The sequence below is a fragment of the Pseudomonas sp. NY15354 genome, from assembly GCF_048068075.1.
Lineage (GTDB): Bacteria > Pseudomonadota > Gammaproteobacteria > Pseudomonadales > Pseudomonadaceae > Aquipseudomonas > Aquipseudomonas guariconensis_C.
In genome coordinates this window covers 58,134-73,583 of sequence record NZ_JBLUPV010000004.1, presented here as the reverse complement: position 1 = coordinate 73,583, position 15,450 = coordinate 58,134, and the positions used below count along the sequence as shown (strand labels likewise).

At 61.8% G+C, this 15,450-nt stretch carries 13 protein-coding genes and 2 pseudogenes; 11 read left to right on the top strand and 4 right to left on the bottom strand.

Going from position 1 to position 15,450, the window contains the following annotated elements; translation table 11 throughout:
* Positions 1-148 precede the first annotated feature (148 nt).
* Both ACNFCH_RS05625 and ACNFCH_RS05620 read left to right on the top strand, forming a co-directional pair.
* Positions 149-430, top strand: a pseudogene (locus ACNFCH_RS05625) (PAS domain-containing protein); the annotation flags it as partial.
* Positions 431-739: 309 nt separating this feature from the next.
* Positions 740-1,732 (top strand): annotated as a pseudogene (locus tag ACNFCH_RS05620) (methyl-accepting chemotaxis protein); the annotation flags it as partial.
* A gap of 1 nt (position 1,733) precedes the next feature.
* On the opposite strand, the gene ACNFCH_RS05615 reads toward ACNFCH_RS05620, so the two are convergent.
* From ACNFCH_RS05615 to norR, 4 genes are all read right to left on the bottom strand, one after another.
* On the bottom strand, positions 1,734-2,468 hold the full coding sequence (locus tag ACNFCH_RS05615) for a YkgJ family cysteine cluster protein (RefSeq protein WP_416742406.1): 735 nt from the start codon (positions 2,466-2,468) through the stop codon (positions 1,734-1,736).
* Positions 2,465-2,776 (bottom strand): hypothetical protein, encoded by a 312-nt coding sequence (locus ACNFCH_RS05610; protein ID WP_196163739.1) that lies wholly within the window; start codon positions 2,774-2,776, stop codon positions 2,465-2,467. Before ACNFCH_RS05610 ends, ACNFCH_RS05615 begins: the two co-directional genes overlap by 4 nt.
* Positions 2,777-2,865: 89 nt before the next feature.
* Positions 2,866-3,765: a chemotaxis protein gene (locus ACNFCH_RS05605; protein WP_416742405.1), complete on the bottom strand. Its 900-nt coding sequence runs from the start codon at positions 3,763-3,765 to the stop codon at positions 2,866-2,868.
* A gap of 226 nt (positions 3,766-3,991) precedes the next feature.
* A complete protein-coding gene (norR, locus tag ACNFCH_RS05600) occupies positions 3,992-5,545 on the bottom strand; it encodes a nitric oxide reductase transcriptional regulator NorR (RefSeq protein WP_337157935.1) in 1,554 nt (517 codons plus the stop codon).
* A 157-nt stretch (positions 5,546-5,702) separates the two neighbouring features.
* Here norR and hmpA point away from each other — a divergent pair, with 157 nt between their 5' ends.
* From hmpA to ACNFCH_RS05555, 9 genes are all read left to right on the top strand, one after another.
* Positions 5,703-6,881 (top strand): NO-inducible flavohemoprotein, encoded by a 1,179-nt coding sequence (hmpA, locus tag ACNFCH_RS05595; protein ID WP_337157936.1) that lies wholly within the window; start codon positions 5,703-5,705, stop codon positions 6,879-6,881.
* 528 nt (positions 6,882-7,409) lie between these two features.
* A complete protein-coding gene (locus ACNFCH_RS05590) occupies positions 7,410-7,916 on the top strand; it encodes a disulfide bond formation protein B (RefSeq protein ID WP_070094175.1) in 507 nt (168 codons plus the stop codon).
* Between the two features lie 557 nt (positions 7,917-8,473).
* Complete coding sequence (gene cyoA / locus ACNFCH_RS05585; protein ID WP_043208031.1) at positions 8,474-9,418, top strand: ubiquinol oxidase subunit II; 945 nt, start codon at positions 8,474-8,476, stop codon at positions 9,416-9,418.
* 3 nt (positions 9,419-9,421) lie between these two features.
* Complete coding sequence (gene cyoB, locus ACNFCH_RS05580) at positions 9,422-11,440, top strand: cytochrome o ubiquinol oxidase subunit I (RefSeq protein WP_337157937.1); 2,019 nt, start codon at positions 9,422-9,424, stop codon at positions 11,438-11,440.
* 3 nt (positions 11,441-11,443) lie between these two features.
* Positions 11,444-12,067, top strand: a complete 624-nt coding sequence (cyoC, locus tag ACNFCH_RS05575) for a cytochrome o ubiquinol oxidase subunit III (protein ID WP_043208035.1) — start codon at positions 11,444-11,446, stop codon at positions 12,065-12,067.
* Positions 12,067-12,399, top strand: a complete 333-nt coding sequence (cyoD, locus tag ACNFCH_RS05570) for a cytochrome o ubiquinol oxidase subunit IV (protein WP_043208038.1) — start codon at positions 12,067-12,069, stop codon at positions 12,397-12,399. The genes cyoC and cyoD overlap by 1 nt, the downstream gene beginning before the upstream one ends.
* Positions 12,400-12,410: 11 nt before the next feature.
* Entirely contained in the window at positions 12,411-13,298 is an 888-nt protein-coding gene (gene cyoE, locus ACNFCH_RS05565; protein ID WP_416742404.1) for a heme o synthase, read from the top strand.
* A 317-nt stretch (positions 13,299-13,615) separates the two neighbouring features.
* Positions 13,616-14,824 carry an alanine transaminase gene (gene alaC / locus ACNFCH_RS05560; RefSeq protein ID WP_337157939.1) on the top strand — a complete coding sequence of 403 codons (1,209 nt, stop codon included), beginning with the start codon at positions 13,616-13,618 and terminating at the stop codon, positions 14,822-14,824.
* A 150-nt stretch (positions 14,825-14,974) separates the two neighbouring features.
* The gene (locus tag ACNFCH_RS05555) at positions 14,975-15,352 is read left to right on the top strand and encodes a YkgJ family cysteine cluster protein (RefSeq protein ID WP_070094178.1); all 378 of its coding nucleotides are present in this window, start codon (positions 14,975-14,977) and stop codon (positions 15,350-15,352) included.
* Positions 15,353-15,450 lie beyond the last annotated feature (98 nt).

Here is a 15,450-nt window from a genome sequence, read left to right as displayed (position 1 = left end):
AGCGTGACGCCTGGCTGACAGCCCTGTCAGTTTCAGTTGGTTGGTGGCCAATTGCCAATATGCTGCTCTGGATCAATGTTTTGTCAGTCATTGGCCCTAGAGTCGAACGCCCTGCCGATTTTCCCCACAACAACAACGAGTGCCTCCGATGAAGTGCAATTTGCCTGTTACCGGTCGCCAAGTGGATTACCCCGGCGATGCCAACATCCTGTCCACCACCGACCTGGACAGCCGGATCACCTATGCCAACGACGATTTCGTGCGAATCAGTGGGTTCACCCGCGATGAGTTGTTGGGCCATGCGCACCACATCGTGCGCCACCCGGACATGCCGCCCCAGGCGTTCGAGCAGATGTGGGGCGCGCTCAAGGCGGGGCGCTCCTGGATGGGGTTGGTGAAGAACCGCTGCAAGAACGGCGACCACTATTGGGTCAGCGCGTTCGTTTCGCCGATCAGCAGCGGTGGCCGAACCATCGAGTACCAGTCGGTGCGCACCCGGCCCAGCGCCGAGCAGGTGGCGGCGGCCGAGCGTTGCTACCAGCAGATGCGCGACGGGCAGCGTAACTGGCGCGCGCGTCTGCCGGTGCTTGGTCTGGGGCTGCGGTTGTCGCTGGGCGTGGCGGCTGCCCTGGCGCTGGTGGTCGGCGTCGGCCACGGCTGGCAGGGCCTGTCGCTCTGGAGCTCGCTGATGGAAATCATGCTTGCGGCCGGGGCCAGCAGTGCGCTGTTGATCTGGCAGCTACGTCCCTTCGAGCGCTTGCGTCAGCAAGCCTTGGCGATTGCCGACAACCCGCTGAGCCAGCAGTTGTACACCGGGCGGCGCGATGCCATCGGCCAGATCGAGTTCGCCATGCGCATGCTCAAGGCCCAGCTGGGTGCGGTGGTGGGGCGTATCGGCGATACCTCGGCGCGCCTGGCGGGGCATTCCGGCTCATTGGTGCAGGCATTGCAGGCCAGCCACGCCAACAGCCTGGAGCAGCAGGAAGAGGCTGACCAGGTGGCCACCGCCATTCACCAGATGAGCGCCAGTGTCGCCCAGGTTGCCAGCAGTGCGCAGTTGGCGTCCGTGGCGGCCAACCAGGCCGAGGATGAGACCCAGGCCGGCCACCAGGTGGTCGATCGCAATCGCTGCGCGATTCAGGACCTGGCCGGGTCGCTGGTCGAAGCCAGCGATGCGGTCCATCAACTGGAACAGCACAGCAGCGATATTTCCGGGGTGCTCGATGTGATCCGGGGCATCGCCGAGCAGACCAACCTGCTGGCGCTCAACGCAGCCATCGAAGCCGCGCGGGCGGGCGACCAGGGCCGCGGGTTCGCTGTGGTGGCCGACGAAGTGCGTGGCCTGGCGCAGCGCACGACCCAGTCGACCCACGAGATCCAGCGCATGATCGGCACGCTGCAGGAAGGGGCTCGCGCCGCGGTGCAGGTGATGCGCCAGAGCAGCAGCCATGCCGGGCATAGCGTCGAGCAGGCGCAATTGGCCAGTGGTGCGCTCGATGGCATCAGCGCACGGGTCAACCAGATCAATGAAATGAGCCTGCAGATCGCGGCTGCGGTGGAGCAGCAGAGCCAGGTGAGCGAGAACATCAACCGCAACATCATCAGCATCCGCCAAGCCAGCGAGGCGACGGTCGATGTCGGCCAGCGCAGCCATGCCAGTGCAACGGACGTGGCGGATCTGGCGATGGATCTGCGGCGCCTGGCCGATGAGTTCTGGCGTCGGTGCCAGTGAATCAGAAACCGATGAAGGCGTAGTAGAGGGGCGGCTCGGCGGTGGTCAAAAGGCCGAGCGCTGCCGACTCCTGTGCCAGGATCGGGGCTTCGATGTGCAAGGTCCAGGGCGCCTGGTTGTCGGCCGGCACCTGTTCCAGGGCTGCGGCAAATGCTTCCATGGCGGGGAGGTAGGCCGTAAAACCGTTGCCCTTGAGAGCGCTGGTGGTCATGCCCAGGGCCTGGCAGATGGCAACCTTGGCGGCGATGTCGTCTCGGTCGGCCTGGCGCGAGGCTTCGATCAGCGCACGCAACTGCGGGTCCACCAGCGACTGGCCGTGGATCAGCGCCGGGCCTTGCTGCCAGGCTTCGGGCGGGCAGTCTTTGTTTTCCGGGCGCAGGGGCAGGTGCGGATTGATCTCGGCCGGGTAGATGCGGCACACCAACGGGCGGGTTTCATAGATGGTGCACAGGTCGTTGTCGTCCAGGTTGCGGCAGCGGCCCGGGTTGAAGGCGGCGAAGGTCACCGAAACGTGCAGCCGGGCCGTGCCGCAGTCGACCGGGTAGGCGCGGCGCAGCACATGGTCGCGCTGCTCGGCCGGCATACCGGGGCCATCGCAGACGAACCCTTCGATCAGTACCACCACCTGGCCGCCGTTGGCCGCCCATTGGCGGGTTTCGTCCAGGGTCAGGGGCACATGGTGGCCGGTGCAGCACTTGCCACAGCCGGTGCAGGCGAAACGAATGCTGTCACTCACGGCGCGCCCGGGCTCCATTCGCTGACGAAGGCTTGATGGCGCTGGCGGTCATACAGGCACAGCTCGGTGCCGGTGCGCTGCTGCATGTGCTTTTGCGGGTAGACGCCTTCGATCAGCAGGGCACTGTAGCCCACCTGGTCGTCGAACTCTGCGGGCTTGCCGCGGGCATGGGCATCCTTGAGCTGGCTGGCGGCCAGGCAGCCCTTGAGCATCTGTTGGCGTTGTTCATTCCAGGCTTGGCTGCTGGAGGCCTGAGCCGCACTGCTGGCGAAGGCACAGGCGATCAGGAGAGTGCTGAGAAACTTCATACAGGGTACCGGCAACAAAACAACCGAAGGGCGCGAATTATGCCCGAGTCGTCCCCGGCAGCAAGCCAGGGAAATTGTCGCTGACTATATCAGTGCTCGGCGAAGACCACGGCCCGCGCTGCCACCACCAGACAATCGGTCAGCTCCGGCGAGGAGAACTTGGTGAGGATGGCGTTGGCGCCGGCCAACTTGGCTTTCTCACCGCTCATGGTGCTGTCCAGCGAGGTGTGCAGCAGTATGTAGAGGTGCTGGAAGTCCGGGCTTTCGCGCAGGGTGCGGGTGAAGGCATAGCCGTCCATCTCGGACATCTCGATGTCCGAGACGATGATATTGATCTCCCGGTCGGTACCTTGCAGTTCCAGCAGTACGTTGATCGCGTCCTTGGCGCTGCGCGCGGTGTGGCACTCGATGCCCAGGTTGCGCAGGGTGTGGATCGACTGCTGCAAGGCGACCTGGCTGTCATCCACCACCAAGATGTTGGCGGCGGCCAGCAGGCTGGCGTCTTCCTCGCTGAGTTCGCCTGGGTGCGGTTCGGGCTCGGGCGGGGCGATGGCGTGGATGACCTTCTCGATATCCAGTACCTGCACCAAGGTGTTGTCGACCCGGGTCACGCCGGTGATGAACGAGCGGTTGCCCGAGCCGTAGGGCGGCGGCTTGATGTCGGTGCTCAGGCAGTGAACGATGCGACTCACCGCCTGCACATGCAGGCCCTGGCGCGAACGGCTGATCTCGGTGACGATCAGGCAGCCGCCGGACGGGTCGGCCAGCGGCTGTTCGCCGATGGCGCGGGACAGGTCGATCACCGACAGCGGATTGCCGCGCAGCGTTGCCACGCCTTTGACGTGCGGATGCGACTCCGGCAGCCGGGTCAGCGGCGGGCAGGGGATGATCTCGCTGACTTTGAGCAGGTTGATAGCCATCAGCTTGCCGCTGCGCAAGGTGAACAGCAGCAGGGACAACGAGTCCGCACGGGCGTTTTGCGTGGCCATGGGCAACCTTCGAGTCTGTCGGTAATAAAAGGAGGATGCCGGGTTATCGGCCTGTTGGGGCCAGGCTTTAGGTTGTGGTGCGGCCAATTGCAGGCTTCGCTCTGGCACGTATCGACAGCGCAGATCCTTTCGCGGGTAAACCCGCTTCTACAGGATCTGCGGTGCTTTTGGCAGCAGAGCGGTACCTGCGAATGCCGTTTCGCTGCGGCTCGACTGGGTTGGCGTGTCAGCGCAACCCCAAGCGCTTGGCCAGGCGGCTGAGGTTGGCACGATCGAGCCCGAGCTCACGCGCCGCCGCCGCCCAGTTGTCCTGGTGACGCCCAAGGCAGGCGCCGATCACCTGCCGCTGGTAATCGTCCACCGCTTCGCGCAGGCCACCTTCGGGCAGGCTGAGTAGAGGCGGCGCCGGAGCAGGGGAGGCCTCATGGCTGGGCGCAAGGGTGGGGTGCAGGTCCAGGTCGCTGGCTTCCAGGGTCAGGATGCGGGGACGCTCGGGATGCTGGCCGAGGGCTTTGAGCGCCGAGCGACCAATCAGATGCTCCAGTTCGCGCACATTGCCCGGCCAGTCGTAGGCCAGCAAGGCGGCCTGGGCTTCAGCGCTCAGGCGCATGCTGTTCAGGCCCAGGCGGGAGCGGTTCTGCTCGAGGAAGTAACCTGCAATCAGCAACACATCGCGGCCGCGTTCACGCAGTGGCGGGACCTGCAGCGGATAGACGCTCAGGCGATGATAGAAATCGGCGCGGTAGTTGCCATTGCGCACTTCCATGGCCAGATCGCGGTTGGTGGCAGCGATAAGGCGCACATCGACCCGGTGTTCGCGGTCCGAACCCAGGCGCTGCAACTGTCCGCTTTGCAGCACGCGCAGCAGTTTGGCCTGTACCGTCAGGGGCAGCTCGCCCACCTCGTCGAGGAACAACGTGCCGCCGTTGGCCAACTCGAACTTGCCGCGTCGTTCGCCATGGGCACCGGTGAAGGCGCCGCGCACGTGGCCAAACAGTTCGCTCTCCACCAAGGTGTCGGGCAGGGCGGCGCAGTTGAGGCTGATCAGTGGTTTGTCTGCACGGTTGCTGGCTTGGTGCAGGGCCTGGGCCACGAGTTCCTTGCCCACCCCGGTCTCGCCAGTGATCAGCACGGTCAGGTCGCTGCCGCCGACCAGGCGGATTTCCTCCAGCAGGCGCTTGTGCGCCTTGCTCTGGCCGATCAGTTCTTTGTTCTGGCCGCTGGCCTGGCGATAGACCTCGGCACGTTGATGCTCGTCTTCCGCCTTCAGGGCCAGGTCCTCGATACGCTCGGCCACGGTCACGGTGGCCGCGGCAAGGCTGGCGAAAGCTTGCAGGGCATCGAGCTCCAGGCTCTGGAACTGCCCGGGCGTGAGCGCGTCGAGGGTGACCAGGCCCCAGGGCTGTTCATCGACCATCAAGGGACAGCCCATGCAGTCGTGCACTTCCAGGTCGGCATGGGGGGCGTTGACCAGGCCGTCATAAGGGTCAGGCAGTTCGCTGTCGCTGGCGAAGCGGGTCGGCCCGGGGCGGCTGAGCAGAATCTGGAAGCGCGGGTGCTCACTGACCCTGAAGCGCCGCCCCAGCGTATCGGGCGACAGGCCGTCGACCGCCAGTGGCACCAGCCATTCGCCATCCAGGCGCAACAGGGCGGCGGCATCGCACGGCAGCAGGTTGCGCATGGCTTGCAGCAGGCGGCGATAGCGCTCCTGGTCCGGCAGGTCGCGCGAAAGGTCGCTGACCAGGGGGAGCAGGGTGGTGAGCAGTGGGCGTGTGGTCATATGGACTCCTGTTGGTCGATATGACTATACGCGCATCGGTGTCGTTTTGACTCGCTTCGCGTAAAAGCCCCGTAAACACTGGGTTTGAAAGTTGGCACGATTGATGAAATAGCGAGGGCAGTCAAATTCAAGCCCACAGGCCCAGGAGTCGTTGCAAATGCTCAATGCCGAACAACGTGCAATTATCAAAGCCACTGTCCCACTGCTCGAAAGCGGTGGCGAAGCACTGACGACCCATTTCTACAAGATGATGCTCAGCGAGTACCCCGAAGTACGCCCGCTGTTCAACCAGGCCCACCAGGCCAGCGGCGACCAGCCGCGTGCCCTGGCCAACGGCGTGCTGATGTATGCCCGCCACATCGACCAGCTGGAGCAGCTTGGCGGCCTGGTCGGCCAGATCATCAACAAGCATGTCGCCTTGCAGATCCTTCCGGAACACTATCCGATCGTCGGCAGTTGCCTGCTGCGCGCCATCGAGGAGGTCCTCGGCAAGGACATCGCCACCCCAGAGGTGATCGATGCCTGGGGCGCGGCCTATGGCCAGCTGGCTGACATTCTGATCGGCGCCGAAGAAAGCCTCTATAAAGAGAAGGAAGAAGCCGCCGGTGGCTGGCGTGGGACCCGTGAGTTCCGCCTGGTGCGCCGCGAGCAGGAGAGCAGCGAAATCGTCTCCTTCTATTTCGCCCCGGTCGATGGCAAGCCGGTCCTGAAAGCCGAGCCTGGCCAGTACATCGGCCTGCAACTGTTCATCGACGGTGTCGAGCAGCGCCGTAACTATTCCCTGTCCGCCCTGTGCGACGGCGAGCAGTACCGCATCAGCGTCAAGCGCGAAGCCGGCGGCAAGGTGTCCAATTACCTGCATCACCAGCTTCAGGTCGGCCAGACCCTGCAACTGTTCCCGCCATCCGGCGATTTCACCCTGACCAGCAGCGACAAGCCGCTGGTGCTGATCAGCGGTGGCGTGGGCATCACCCCGACCCTGGCGATGCTCCAGGCTGCGTTGAAGACCCAGCGTCCGGTGCATTTCATCCATTGTGCGCGCAATGGGGCAGTACATGCCTTCCGTGACTGGATCGACGGCCTGGCGGCGCGCCATCCACAGCTCAAGCGCTTCTACTGCTATGCCGAGCAGGACGGCAAGGGCGAGGCTGATGCGATTGGCCTGCTGAGCCAGGAGCAGTTGGGTCAGTGGCTGCCAGCCGAACGTGATGTGGATGCCTACTTCCTGGGGCCGAAAGGCTTCATGGCGGCGGTCAAGCACCACCTCAAGGGCCTGGGCGTGCCCGAGCAACAGAGCCGCTACGAGTTCTTCGGGCCGGCAGCGGCGCTGGAGTGATGCTTCGATAGTCCGGTGAGTCCGCCTCGCGGGTGAGCTCGCTTTCACAAGGTTTGCGATAACCCTGTGGGGGCGGGGTTATCCGCGAAGCGGGCAACCGCTGTCTGTCTATCCCAATCGCTGGCAAGCCAGCTCCCGTACGCGGTGCTCCCGAACGTGGGTAATCGAGACGAAACGAACGTGACATCGTGCGTGCGGGGGCTGGCTTGCCAGCGATTGGGCCTGTAGGTCTCTTCTTATATAGAAGGAGATGAAATAAGCAGGGCCAATTTCATCTTTAATCTTCCTTTAATCACTGTATCCTTCACTCCCGGGTGTCGAGGGGCGTTCGCCTGTCCGACATCCGGGTTGCCGCTTTTTGGCGGCCGACGTTGAACCGACGTCGCCCTGGCTGGTCTGAAGTCGTCATCGGATAGCCCCGCGCAGTGCTATCACGCCGCTTCCTCGACGCACGTGTAGACTGTCGCCCAGGCAGGCCATTGCCCTGACAGGGTCGGACACTGCCCCTATCCATCGAAGGAATCGGTAATGAACGAACAAACATCGCGCCTGAATCGCGAACGGCGCTTCCTGGTTCTGCTGGGTGTGATCTGCCTGTCGTTAATCGGCGGGGCACTCTACATGCAGGTGGTGCTCGGCGAGGCACCATGCCCGTTGTGTATCCTGCAACGCTACGCGCTGCTGTTGATTGCGGTGTTCGCCTTCCTCGCTGCCGCCATGCCGGGAAAACGCAGCCTGACGTTCTTCGAAGCCTTGGTGGTGCTCAGCGCGATCGGCGGAATCGTTGCGGCCGGCAACCATGTGTATATACTCGCGCACCCGATGGTCAGCTGCGGTATCGATACGCTGCAACCGATCGTCGACGACCTGCCCCTGGCGCAGGTCTGGCCATTGGCGTTCCAGGTCGATGGATTCTGCAGCACGCCGTACCCGCCGATCCTTGGATTGTCCCTGGCTCAGTGGGCGCTTGTGGCGTTCGTCCTCACGGCCATCCTGGTGCCGCTGGGCATCTATCGGAACCGACGCAAGGCTTAGACAAAAGTCCCGCTTCCGACCTCTTCTGTTACACGGCGAGATACCAAAAGAAACTTGCCTCCCGCTTGACCTAGATCAATCACGAGGCCTTGCGCAATGCGGGCTCCAGGGCTATCAAGCGGGGTGCGACAAACTGTCGCGAAGTTGATTTTCCCACCTGTATTGTTACCGAATCCGTAAAAGACTGTTGCGCAATAAGTCATAGTCAAGGGTGGGCGACCTATCTACAATCGCCCCCAATTTCCGTTCGGCACTGCTTGCAAGTCGCAGGATTGAAGGAAGCCGAGGCTCCTTTTTGCTGACTTCGTCAAGTTTCGCCCAACGGCGATACCGGGCGGACCCCCCTCCGCGTTTTCCCGCACCAAATGGACTTGGTCTGAAGTACAGGCCTGTTGCCTACGAAACCATAAGCACCGCTAACCCGCTTGACGCCAAGGTCCTGCAGTCGGACCTCCGGCAGGAGCGAGTACGGGCGCGAAATGCCTCACTTGGCAGGACGAAGTGTTGGCTACCAAAACACAAATTGCATTGAAGCAAGCTGATCTAGAGGTCGTGAGATGAGTAAAAAGCGTTACCCCAGACTGTTTGGCATATTGCCCTTTTTAGGCATGCTTTTACTCAGTGGGTGCAACTGGACCCTGCTCGACCCGAAGGGCCAGGTCGGCATTGAGCAAAAGAACCTGATCCTGATCGCTACCGGCCTGATGCTGCTGGTCGTCGTACCGGTCATCATCATGACCATCGCGTTCGCCTGGAAGTACCGTGCTTCCAACAAGGCCGCCACCTACACCCCCGACTGGTCGCACTCGACCAAGATCGAAGCGGCTGTCTGGATCATCCCGATCCTGATCATCATCGCCCTGGGCTACGTCACCTACCACTCCACCCACAAGCTGGACCCGTACCGTCCACTGGATTCCGAAGTGAAGCCGGTGCAGATCGACGTGGTCGCGCTGGACTGGAAATGGCTGTTCATCTACCCAGAGCAGGGCATCGCCACGGTCAACAAGATCGTCTTCCCGGCTAACACCCCGGTCAACTTCCGCGTGACCTCCGACGCTGTGATGAACTCCTTCTTCATCCCAGGTCTGGGCGGCCAGATCTACGCCATGGCCGGCATGACCACCAAACTGCACCTGATCGCCAACGAAAACGGCGAGTTCGACGGTATCAGCGCCAACTACAGCGGTGCTGGCTTCACCGGCATGAAATTCAAGGCTACTGCCACCTCCCAGGAAGACTTCGACAAGTGGGTCGCCGAGGTCAAGCAGTCGCCGAAGAAGCTGGACAAGGCCGAATACGACGCCTTGGCCAAACCAAGCGAAAACAACCCAGTCGCGCTGTATAGCGAGGCTTCGCCTGACCAGTTCCAGCTGATCGTCGACAAGTACGAAGGCATGAACCGCGGTCGTCCGAGCCACGAAGAAGCAGGCAGCAAAGATCTGGCCACAACCAAGGGTGTGGAATCGAGTATGCAACCAGCTGCCGGTGCAGAGGAGTAAGAGATGTTCGGTAAACTAAGCCTGGAGGCGATACCCTATCACGAGCCGATAGTCATGGTGACGCTTGCCATGATTGCGCTCGGCGGTATCGCTGTCGTCGGTGCTATCACCTATTTCCGCAAGTGGACCTACTTGTGGAGCGAGTGGCTGACGACTGTCGACCACAAGAAAATCGGGGTGATGTACATCATCGTCGCGATGGTCATGCTGCTGCGCGGCTTCGCCGACGCCATCATGATGCGTACCCAGCTGGCTGCCGCTACCGGTGGCGCCGAAGGCTACCTGCCGCCTGAACACTATGACCAGATCTTCACCGCCCACGGTGTGATCATGATCATCTTCATGGCGATGCCGTTCTTCACCGGCCTGATGAACCTGGCGGTTCCTCTGCAGATCGGTGCACGTGACGTTGCCTTCCCGTTCCTGAACTCCCTGAGCTTCTACCTGCTGCTGGCAGGCGTGCTGCTGGTCAACATCTCCCTGGGTGTTGGTGAATTCGCCAAGACCGGTTGGGTTGCCTATCCGCCGCTTGCGGGTATCCAGTACAGCCCTGGCGTGGGTGTGGACTACTACATCTGGGCGCTACAGCTATCCGGCTTGGGTACGACGCTTACCGGTGTGAACTTCCTCGTCACCGTGATGAAGATGCGCGCTCCTGGCATGAAGCTGATGGACATGCCGATCTTCACCTGGACCTGCACCTGGGCCAACGTGCTGATCGTCGCTTCCTTCCCGATCCTGACCGCTGCACTGGCTCTGCTGACTGTTGACCGTTATCTGGACTTCCACATCTTCACCAACGAGCTTGGTGGGAACCCGATGATGTACGTCAACCTGTTCTGGGCTTGGGGTCACCCTGAGGTTTACATCCTGATCCTGCCGGCCTTCGGTGTGTTCTCGGAAGTCACCTCGACCTTCGCTGGCAAGCGTCTGTTCGGCCACCACTCGATGATCTACGCATCGGGCGCGATCGCTGTTCTGGGCTTTGCCGTCTGGCTGCACCACTTCTTCACCATGGGTGCAGGCGCGAGCGTCAACACCTTCTTCGGTCTGGCGACGATGTTGATCTCCATTCCGACCGGTGTGAAGCTGTTCAACTGGCTGTTCACCATCTACCAGGGCCGTCTGCGCTTCACCGCGCCGATCATGTGGACCCTGGGCTTCATGGTCACCTTCTCCATCGGTGGTATGACTGGCGTTCTGCTGGCTGTTCCAGGTGCTGACTTCGTTCTGCACAACAGCCTGTTCGTTATCGCCCACTTCCACAACGTGATCATCGGTGGTGCGGTGTTCGGCTACATCGCCGGCTTCGCCTACTGGTTCCCGAAAGCCTTCGGTTTCACCCTGAACGAGAAGTGGGGCAAAGCTGCCTTCTGGTTCTGGATCTCCGGCTTCTACGTAGCGTTCATGCCGCTGTACGCCCTGGGCTTCATGGGCATGACCCGTCGTCTGAACCACTCGGACAACCCAGCTTGGGAACCGTACCTGTACGTTGCCGTCGTCGGCGCCGTGCTGATCCTGTTCGGTATCGCTTGCCAGCTGATCCAGCTGTACGTATCGGTCCGCGATCGCAACCAGAACCTGGACGTCACTGGCGATCCATGGGGTGGCCGTACCCTGGAATGGTCGACTTCGTCGCCACCTCCGTTCTACAACTTCGCCCACATGCCTGAGAAGGTTGGCCTGGACGCTTGGCACGAAGCCAAGGAAGCCGGTGTCGCCTACAAGCCTGCGGCCAAGTACGAAGCGATCCACATGCCGAGCAATACCTCCACCGGTTTGTTCATGGGCCTGTTCCTGACCGTCTTCGGCTTCGCATTCATCTGGCACATCTGGTGGCTGGTTGGCGCGAGCCTGGTTGCAACCATCGCTGTCTTCGTTCGCCACGCTGCGCGTGACGACCAGGGCTACATGGTTCCGGCCGAAGAAGTGGCGCGCATCGAAGGCGAGCGCATGAAAGCGCTGGCCAAAGCAGGTGCTCTGCCTGCCGGCGCACGTGTCGAATCGTTTGAGCGGGTGTAATCAATGTCCAGTCAAGTAATCCACGCCGGCGCTCATGGTCACGACCATGGGCACGACGATCACCACCACGACTCGGGCCAGATGACCGTACTCGGTTTCTGGCTGTACCTGATGACCGACTGCATCCTGTTTGCGTCGCTCTTCGCCACCTACGCGGTGCTGTCCGGCAGTTTTGCCGGCGGCCCGTCGGGTCATGACATCTTCCAGCTCGACTTCGTAGCTGTTGAAACCGCACTGCTGCTGCTGTCCTCGATCACCTTCGGCTTCGCCATGCTGCAGATGTTCAAGGGCAACAAAGGTGGCGTGCTGGGCTGGCTGGCCATCACCTTCCTGTTCGGTGCTGGCTTCATCGCGATGGAAGTCTATGAGTTCCATCACCTGATCGGCGAAGGCTTCGGCCCGAACCGCAGCGGCTTCCTGTCGGGCTTCTTCGCCCTGGTCGGCACCCACGGTCTGCACGTGACTGCCGGTCTGATCTGGATGGCTGTCCTGATGTATCAGATCAGCACCAAGGGCATCACCCCGACCGCCAAGACCCGCATGAGCTGCCTGAGCCTGTTCTGGCACTTCCTGGACGTGGTCTGGATCTGCGTATTCACCGTCGTCTACCTGCTGGGAGTTCTGTAATGGCTAGCGCACACGACACTCATCACGAAGGCAACCACGGCAGCGTCAAGTCGTACGCGATCGGCTTCATCCTGTCGATCATCCTGACCGCGATTCCGTTCGGTCTGGTGATGTACCCGAGCCTGCCGAAGAACCTGACCGTCCTGATCGTGGTGGCCATGGCCGTCATTCAGGTGGTGGTGCACCTGGTGTACTTCCTGCACATGGACCGCTCGAAAGAGCAGCGTTCGAATGTGTCGACGTTCCTGTTCACCACTCTCGTAATCGCTCTGTTGGTCGGCCTGTCGCTGTGGATCATGTTCAGCATCCACATCGAAATGATGGCCAAGTGAGGTAAGACTGCATGTCCGTGAAGCACTTTATCCAAATCACCAAACCGGGGATCATTTTCGGTAACGTGCTTTCCGTGGCAGGCGGTTTCTTCCTTGCCTCGAAGGGCCATGTGGACTTCGCCCTGTTCCTGGCGGTAGTGGTGGGGACCTCTCTGGTCGTCGCGTCCGGTTGCGTGTTCAACAACTGCATCGACCGCGACATCGACCAGAAGATGGAGCGCACCAAGAACCGCGTCATGGTCCAGGGCGGCATGTCGCTGCCCCTCGCGCTGATCTACGCCACCCTGCTCGGGGTGGCGGGTTTCAGCCTGCTGTATGTCCAGGCCAACCCGTTGTCTGCGTTCTGCGCAGCGGTAGGCTTCGTCGTCTACGTCGGCTTCTACAGCCTGTGGCTCAAGCGCAAGTCGGTGCACGGCACCTTGGTCGGCAGCCTGTCCGGTGCCATGCCTCCGGTGATCGGTTACTGCGCCGTCAGCAACAGCTTCGACCTCGCTGCAGTGACGCTGCTGGTGATGTTCAGCCTGTGGCAGATGCCACACAGCTTCGCCATCGCCATCTTCCGCTTCAAGGACTACAGCGCTGCCAACATTCCGGTTCTGCCGGTGGCGCGCGGTGTTCTCGCGGCGAAGAAGCAGATCGTGCTGTACGTGCTGGCCTTCGTGCTCGCCACCTTGATGCTGACCCTCGGCGGCTACGCCGGTCTGGGTTACCTCGCCGTGGCGGCTGCCATGGGCCTGTACTGGCTGTACATGGCCTGGGGCGGCTACAAGGCCGAGGACGACAGCAAGTGGGCCCGCAAGGTCTTTGGTTTCTCCATCCTCACTGTCACTGCCCTGAGCGTGATGATGTCGGTGGACAGCCAGACCGCCGCGGACGTGCTGATGACTTACGCACGCTGATACACACGCCTGTTACACGAAAACCCCGGCCTTTGTGCCGGGGTTTTTTTATGGCGGTCGTTTTGATGTTGTCTTCTTCGGGTAAACCCGCCCACCGGGATTGCGCTGCTCTGAAGACTTACGCGACCCCTGCGGGAGCGGGTTTACCCGCAGGCAACGTAAATCTAACGGATTCAATAAATAAGCCTAAAAAGATCTAACAAAACAGGAAATTATCCTTTACAGGTTATTCGTGTCGGCACTATCTTCTGATTCGGCCGCCGCAGCGGCCAACGTCGCTCGGACGGTTCCGGGCGCTTACGTCATTCGAGGAAGCCATGGCCAACCCAGGTTCGCCGCGCCGCTTTGCGCGCATCGATCGTCTCCCCCCCTACGTCTTCAACATCACTGCCGAGCTCAAGATGGCCGCCCGCCGCCGTGGCGAGGACATCATCGACCTGAGCATGGGCAACCCCGACGGCGCCACGCCACCGCATATCGTCGAGAAACTGGTCCAGGTCGCTCAACGCGAAGACACCCATGGCTACTCCACCTCACGCGGCATCCCGCGCCTGCGCCGGGCCATCTCGCGCTGGTATCAGGAGCGCTACGAGGTTGAGATCGATCCGGAAACCGAAGCCATCGTCACCATCGGCTCCAAGGAAGGCCTGGCTCACCTGATGCTCGGCACCCTCGATCATGGCGATACGGTGCTGGTGCCCAACCCCAGCTACCCGATCCACATCTACGGCGCAGTCATCGCCGGTGCTCAGGTGCGCTCGGTGCCGCTGGTGCCGGGGGTGGACTTCTTCAACGAGCTGGAGCGGGCGATCCGCGAGTCGATCCCCAAGCCCAAGATGATGATCCTGGGCTTCCCGTCCAACCCGACCGCCCAGTGCGTCGAGCTGGACTTCTTCGAGCGCGTGGTCGCTCTGGCCAAGCAGTATGACGTGCTGGTGGTTCACGACCTGGCCTACGCCGACATCGTCTATGACGGCTGGAAAGCCCCGTCGATCATGCAGGTGCCCGGCGCGAAGGACATCGCGGTGGAGTTTTTCACGCTGTCCAAGAGCTACAACATGGCCGGCTGGCGTATCGGTTTCATGGTCGGTAACCCGGAACTGGTCAGCGCCCTGGCGCGGATCAAGAGCTATCACGACTACGGCACCTTCACCCCGTTGCAGGTCGCAGCCATCGCGGCGCTTGAGGGCGATCAGCAGTGCGTGCGGGACATTGCCGAGCAGTACCGTCAGCGCCGCAACCTGTTGGTCAAGGGGCTGCACGAGATCGGCTGGATGGTCGAGAACCCCAAGGCCTCGATGTACGTCTGGGCGAAGATTCCCGAAGCCTACGCTCACCTGGGCTCGCTGGAGTTCTCCAAGAAGCTGCTGGCCGAGGCGAGGGTCTGTGTGTCGCCGGGGATCGGCTTTGGCGACTATGGCGACGACCATGTGCGCTTCGCCCTGATCGAAAACCAGGACCGTATTCGCCAGGCCATTCGTGGCATCCGCCAGATGTTCCGAGCCGATGGCTTGACCCAAAAGTGACACCGCGCAAGGGGCCGCAAAGCGGCCCCGATCGTTCCGGATCAGCGGCGTTATTTTTTTGCTTTCCCCCTCTTCTCAGCCACCCCTGCTTGGACTGAGAATGGCGCGCGGGCCCAGCCCCCATAACAACAACCCTCCCTCCGTGCCATCATGTCCGAATACAACCCTTGCCTTGACTGCGGCGCCTGCTGCGGATACTTCCGTGTGTCTTTTTTCTGGGGCGAATGCCAATCAGCCGGGGGCGTTGTGCCCGACGATCTGGTGGTACAAATCAACCCAACCCGCGTCGCCATGATCGGTACCGACGCCAAGCCCTGCCGCTGCACCGCCCTGGAGGGCGAGGTCGGCAAGCAAGTCGCCTGCACCATCTATGAAAACCGTTCGAGCCCTTGCCGGGAGTTCGAAGCCTCCTGGGTCAACGGTGTGCACAACCCAAGCTGCGACGCCGCCCGCGCACATTATGGGTTGCCGCCGCTGGAGGCGAACGAGCCACACTGGCCGGAGGATGACGGGGCCGAAGTAGCCTGAGGCCAGTGTTTTCGCCCAGGTCGGTAGGGCTTGTTGCTTGAGCCACCTGTTGCGTAAAACACGGGTGCTGTATGGTTTCAGGTTCGTCCAAGCACCTG

Coding starts and splice junctions, on each gene's coding strand:
- cyoA (WP_043208031.1), top strand. CDS start 8,474: ATGAGTAAAAAGCGTTACCCCAGACTGTTTGGCATATTGCCCTTTTTA.
- alaC (WP_337157939.1), top strand. CDS start 13,616: ATGGCCAACCCAGGTTCGCCGCGCCGCTTTGCGCGCATCGATCGTCTC.
- cyoE (WP_416742404.1), top strand. CDS start 12,411: ATGTCCGTGAAGCACTTTATCCAAATCACCAAACCGGGGATCATTTTC.
- norR (WP_337157935.1), bottom strand. CDS start 5,545: ATGACCACACGCCCACTGCTCACCACCCTGCTCCCCCTGGTCAGCGAC.
- ACNFCH_RS05555 (WP_070094178.1), top strand. CDS start 14,975: ATGTCCGAATACAACCCTTGCCTTGACTGCGGCGCCTGCTGCGGATAC.
- cyoC (WP_043208035.1), top strand. CDS start 11,444: ATGTCCAGTCAAGTAATCCACGCCGGCGCTCATGGTCACGACCATGGG.
- cyoB (WP_337157937.1), top strand. CDS start 9,422: ATGTTCGGTAAACTAAGCCTGGAGGCGATACCCTATCACGAGCCGATA.
- ACNFCH_RS05610 (WP_196163739.1), bottom strand. CDS start 2,776: ATGAAGTTTCTCAGCACTCTCCTGATCGCCTGTGCCTTCGCCAGCAGT.
- hmpA (WP_337157936.1), top strand. CDS start 5,703: ATGCTCAATGCCGAACAACGTGCAATTATCAAAGCCACTGTCCCACTG.
- ACNFCH_RS05605 (WP_416742405.1), bottom strand. CDS start 3,765: ATGGCCACGCAAAACGCCCGTGCGGACTCGTTGTCCCTGCTGCTGTTC.
- cyoD (WP_043208038.1), top strand. CDS start 12,067: ATGGCTAGCGCACACGACACTCATCACGAAGGCAACCACGGCAGCGTC.
- ACNFCH_RS05590 (WP_070094175.1), top strand. CDS start 7,410: ATGAACGAACAAACATCGCGCCTGAATCGCGAACGGCGCTTCCTGGTT.